Origin of the sequence: Moorena sp. SIO4G3, assembly GCF_010692305.1 — a bacterium.
GTDB classification, from domain to species: domain Bacteria; phylum Cyanobacteriota; class Cyanobacteriia; order Cyanobacteriales; family Coleofasciculaceae; genus Moorena; species Moorena producens_A.
This window is the reverse complement of sequence record NZ_JAAHIG010000533.1, coordinates 1-4,926: the sequence shown is the minus strand read 5'-3', so window position 1 is coordinate 4,926 and position 4,926 is coordinate 1. Positions and strand designations below refer to the sequence as shown.

The following is a 4,926-nucleotide window of genomic DNA, read 5'->3' as shown; positions in this document are numbered from 1 at the left end:
GCCAATGTTGAAAGTTTGCTCTACCAATTTATTGATGTCTTTGGCTCCTTGCTAGAGCAAGGGGAAACCGACTTGCTCGGTGTGATGCGTTCCCATCATGTGGATACCGCTGACAATGAAGGGTCTCAAGGCTTTATTGCTAACAAAAAGGGAGATTTAGATCAACTTTTTGCTCTCTACCTAGAAGCTTTAGGAGGCACCTCTCAACTGGTACAGGTTAGCCACCAGTTTAGTCCAGGGAGTATTAAAAATGTCAGTAACTTGGCCAAGAAACTTCATGAAGGCAGGGATGAACTGTCTCAGTATTTGCGATCGCAATTTGATCACGATACCAAGACCCTTCTGGAGCGCTATCAGGTTGCCCAGACTCAATTTAACCTACAGTCTTTCAGGGATCTGCCCGGTCTGGCCATTAAGCTGTTGGTTGCTACCGTTGATACCGATCAACTCAGTCATTATCTCAAAATTCACTTGCCCCCAGAAACCCTGGAACTGCTGAATCACTATGACGGTTTACCCCCGCTGCCTGAACCCCTACAGCAGGGACTGGTGCAAACACTCAACCAACAGCTGGTTAATCCCTCCCTCTACCGGAAAAATAAGCCATACTTCCAAACCCTGACTCTTGGCAAAGCGGCTCAGCAATTGCTGGAACAACAACCAATCGGGGAAGACCGACAACGTTTCAATCGCTTGTTGTTAGACGCTGCCTATCCAGACTATATCAGCCCTAGCCATATTCCTACTCTGGCGGAGGTAGAGCAGGGGTTAATTAAGGGACTCAATCGTTGTCTTGAAGACCCCTCACTATACCAAAAAACTTACCAACACCCTGATCAACCCCTACCGGAAACCCTTCCGGAGGGAGCTGATCTGATTATCCAAAATCGGCAAGGGCTAGAAGCAGCCTATCCCAATGAGATTGCCAAGAGTTATGCTCCTTACCGAGAGCGACTCAAAGGCTTGATTCAAATCCTCCGTCAAGGAGCTGCTACCAAGCAAGGGATTATTGATTTGGTGGCAGCCAACTTGGGAATTTTAGGAGATTCCCCCGCAGCTCAAGCCGCCAAGAAAACCATTAAACTTCAACAGTTCATGCCTCGGCTGACTCAGTTGCATCCTCGTAATCAGCCAGAACATCGCTACCTGCTGACACTTGGGGAAGAATTTGAGGTATATAACCCCAACTCGCACCCTGAGGAAATCGAAATTTTCCTGGAAGTTCAGCCCAATCTGCCTGTGGTATTATACAATATTCGTGTTGTTAACTGCGATACTGAAGAGTTCGTAGCTTACAAGGGAAAAGTGGAGTCATCCGATGTCTTGTCCTTTCGAGAGAAGACCGTGGAACTTAACGGTAACCCTTTTGCTACACCAGGAACGCCCCTACTACCAACCCAAACCTCTCGCTGGCGGCTGGAAGCCCAGTTAGCTGAGGAGTGGCCACTGGCACGATTTGACCAACAGCGCTTTGATCAAACCACCTTTGTCTTGAATCAACCCGCCGTCTCTCTGGAAATGAGATTCTACCAACTCACCCCAGGGGTGTTTGAGGTCAAAATTCCTTGGGATATTCCCGGCTTTACGGATAAGTTTCAGCAAGCAGGGGATCATCCTCGCCATCAAATTGCAGGAATTATTGACAAGGTTAAAGCCGCTGGTGTTCTGGGGATTATTACCTATGAGAAACGCTTTCAGGAAACTCACGAAATGGTAGCACAGTTAACTGTTGAGCGTTCTCCTTTTCTGGAAGAACATCTTGCCGAAGATACCTTTACTATTAGTAGTATTCTTTTTCCCTATCCAGAGGGAGTAGTCCACGAAATGTCTGATAAGCTGCTTACTTGTTATGAGAAGCGCTTTCATAAAACTCACGAGATGGTAGCACGGTTGGGAGTCGAGCGTTCTCCTTTTCTGGAAGAACATCTTGCCGAAGATGCCTTGACTATTAGTCGCGTTCAGGTTCCCTATCCAGAAGTAGTCCACGAAATGTCTGATAACCTGCTTACTTGTGGGGTATTTGACTATACGGGCTTTGATAGCGGGAATCGTTTTGGTTGAATTAAGAATGTAGAATGTAGAATGGAGAATTAAGAATGTATAATGTATAATGGAGAATGGAGAATTAAGAATTAAGAATGTATAATGGAGAATTTAGAATGGTTAATCTAGATTCTAACTTCTAACTTCTAACTTCTAACTTCTAACTTCTAACTTCCCGTTCCCCTCCTGGGAGGGGTTAGGGGTGGGTCGCGATTCCCGATTCCCAATTCCCAATTTCCGATTCTAAATTTCCGATTCTAAATTTCCGATTCCCGATTCTAAATTCCCGATTCCCGATTCTAAATTCCCAATTCTAATTTACCAATTCTCAATTCTCAATTCTTAATTCTCAATTCTCAATTCTCAATTCTTAATTCTTAATTCTTAATTCTTAATTCTTAATTCTTAATTCTTAATTCTTATATTATGAAAATTGCCGAAACCCTCGACATGAAAGGTAGGTTGACTATCCAAACCTATAATCCTCAAGCTCAGCTGGTGCAGGAAGTTAAAGCTGACAACTCGATTGTTTACACAGGGCGGGAATTAGTTGCCAAGTTATTTACTAATCAAACAATTGATCCGATCCGCTACATCGCCTTAGGTACTGGCGGTAGCACCCTGGTTAATCCAGCTACGGATACCAAATTGGGACAGGAGGTGTTTCGGAAAGAACTTAAACCCTTTGACCTCGGCAAAGATTTAAAAAAAACTGGAGAAGATGACAAAAAGTGTAAAATTATGTTGTCTGTAGACCTGGATTTTGGGGAACCTGGCAATCAGCCAGTTGAGTTAACTGAAGCGGGGTTGTTCAATAGCAAAAAAACAGGCCAAGGAATCATGTATAATCGAGTGACCTTTGATACAATTACCAAGAGCGACCAATTTAAGTTAACTCTGGTGTGGGAAATTTTGTTTTAGTGATAACTAGAAAGCTTAGGAAGCCGCAATGACCAACGACTTTGACCCAAAACATAAAAAGGCTGGAGATTTGATCCTTTCGGCAGATTGGAATGCCGCCATGGATGAAATTGACCGTTTGGTGAATAATCTTAAACAGATACCAAAAACTACAAAAAGCTTCCAGGGACCTATAACCATTGCAGAATCCCTGAACGTTAAGGGCAACCTAGGAATTGGGACAGACGACAATCCCACCGCTAAGCTGGAAGTCAAGGGAAACCTGAAACTACAATTAGGAGAAGCGGTTAATGAATTTTCCAGCGATGGTACCTTGGCAGACAACTCGAATCAAGCTGTCCCCACGGAACTGGCAGTGAAAACCTATGTAGACGACCAAATGAAAAGAATAGAAGATAGCCTCAACAACGCCAGAGAGTTGACGGAACAAGCAGTCATTGCCTATATCAACAGCACCTTAGAAAAGTTGGGTTTATTTGCCTATGAAGTAGATACCTTTGAGTTAGCTACCGGGGTCAGTTTAAAAATGGTACGTATCCCAGCAGGTATCTTCATGATGGGTAGCCCTGATAGTGACGACCAGATCCAGGACAATGAAAGACCCCAGCATCATGTAAGTGTAAAACAGTTCTGGATGGGACAATTTCCAGTAACTCAGCAGCAGTGGCAAGCCGTTCTTGGTGAGCCTAATAAAACTATTAAGGATGACCCCAACAACCCATCTAACTTTAAAGGCGCTCGACGACCCGTTGAGAGGGTAACATGGAAGGATGCTAAAAAATTTTGTACGGCACTCAATAATAATGCAAAATTGAAGACTCAACTCGGTAGTCGAGAATTCCGTTTGCCCAGTGAGGCTGAATGGGAATATGCCTGTCGAGCAGGTACGACAACTAGATATTACTTTGGTGACGATGAGTCAGAACTAGGAGCGTATGCTTGGTACGATAGTAATTCTGGTCAGGAAACTCATCCAGTAGGACAAAAAAAACCGAATAACTGGAAATTGTATGATATGATGGGTAATGTCTGGGAATGGTGTGAAGATGATTGGCACGGAAACTATAATGATGCCCCAGACGAAGGGGGTGCGTGGGTATTAGATAAAGATAATCGTCATGATTATCGCATCTTGCGCGGTGGCTCTTGGCAATACCAGTTGAGGCTCTGCCGCTGTGCCAAGCGCTTCAACTTCTGGCCGGACGTCAGGTACATCCACGTCGGTTTCCGGGTGGTTTGTTCCTAAGCGTGGACTCTTCTTTGCCCTTTCGCCCTTTCGCCCTCTACCCTTTTATTTATTTTATTTTACCCTTTTCCGCCCCAGGCGGATTGTTTTTCTGGAAATGAGTGATTTACCAATTATCCAAAGAACTTACGACCTGATCAAGTGGTATGTTCCCATTCTAAACCGCCTGCCGAGAGACCACAAGTTTATCCTAGGGGATAGAATCATCTCAGGACTCTATGATTTACTCGACAATCTAATAATAGCACGGTATGCCCAGGAGAAACTGATAATCTTAAAAAATCTTAACAGTAATCGGGAATCGGGAATCGGGAATCGGGAATCGGGAATCGGGAATCGGGAATTGGGAATGGGCAATAGGTAATAGGTAATAGGTAATGGGTAATGGGTGATGGGGAATAGGTAATGGGTGATGGGTAATGGGTAATTTAGAATTGGGAATTGATAGCGTTGCTTGCCTGTATTATGTAATCTTCTCAACCTCAAAGTTCCCTTTTTTAAGGGGGAGCAACGGGGTATCCATGGCAATCTTGTCTATAGCTATAGCCTTTATCGCAGTTATGAGGTACAGTCTTCTTTGAGGTTGAGTCCCTGTTAGGTGCGCTCTTACCATTAAGAATTAAATTCGCCACGGGTCGCACCTCTTGATGCAGCGCATCCCTATTACCCATTACCTATTACCCACTACCCATTACCTATTACCTATTACCTATAGA

General features: G+C 44.1%; 4 protein-coding genes. 3 read left to right on the top strand and 1 reads right to left on the bottom strand.

What is annotated here, in order from left to right; genetic code table 11:
- The 3 genes from F6J99_RS42060 to F6J99_RS42050 all read left to right on the top strand — a co-directional run.
- Positions 1-2,061 (top strand): hypothetical protein (locus F6J99_RS42060; protein ID WP_293122630.1); only part of this gene is annotated, 2,061 nt, incomplete at its 5' end.
- A 408-nt stretch (positions 2,062-2,469) separates the two neighbouring features.
- Complete coding sequence (locus tag F6J99_RS42055) at positions 2,470-2,964, top strand: hypothetical protein (protein ID WP_293122627.1); 495 nt, start codon at positions 2,470-2,472, stop codon at positions 2,962-2,964.
- 28 nt (positions 2,965-2,992) lie between these two features.
- Positions 2,993-4,210, top strand: a complete 1,218-nt coding sequence (locus F6J99_RS42050) for a formylglycine-generating enzyme family protein (RefSeq protein ID WP_293122625.1) — start codon at positions 2,993-2,995, stop codon at positions 4,208-4,210.
- 216 nt (positions 4,211-4,426) lie between these two features.
- Here the strand turns inward: F6J99_RS42050 and F6J99_RS42045 are convergent, their stop codons facing one another.
- Positions 4,427-4,690 (bottom strand): hypothetical protein, encoded by a 264-nt coding sequence (locus F6J99_RS42045; protein ID WP_293122622.1) that lies wholly within the window; start codon positions 4,688-4,690, stop codon positions 4,427-4,429.
- Positions 4,691-4,926: the final 236 nt, after the last annotated feature.

Bases quoted from the DNA above. Each gene is read 5' to 3' on its own strand.
- F6J99_RS42055 (WP_293122627.1), top strand. From the start codon at position 2,470: ATGAAAATTGCCGAAACCCTCGACATGAAAGGTAGGTTGACTATCCAA.
- F6J99_RS42050 (WP_293122625.1), top strand. From the start codon at position 2,993: ATGACCAACGACTTTGACCCAAAACATAAAAAGGCTGGAGATTTGATC.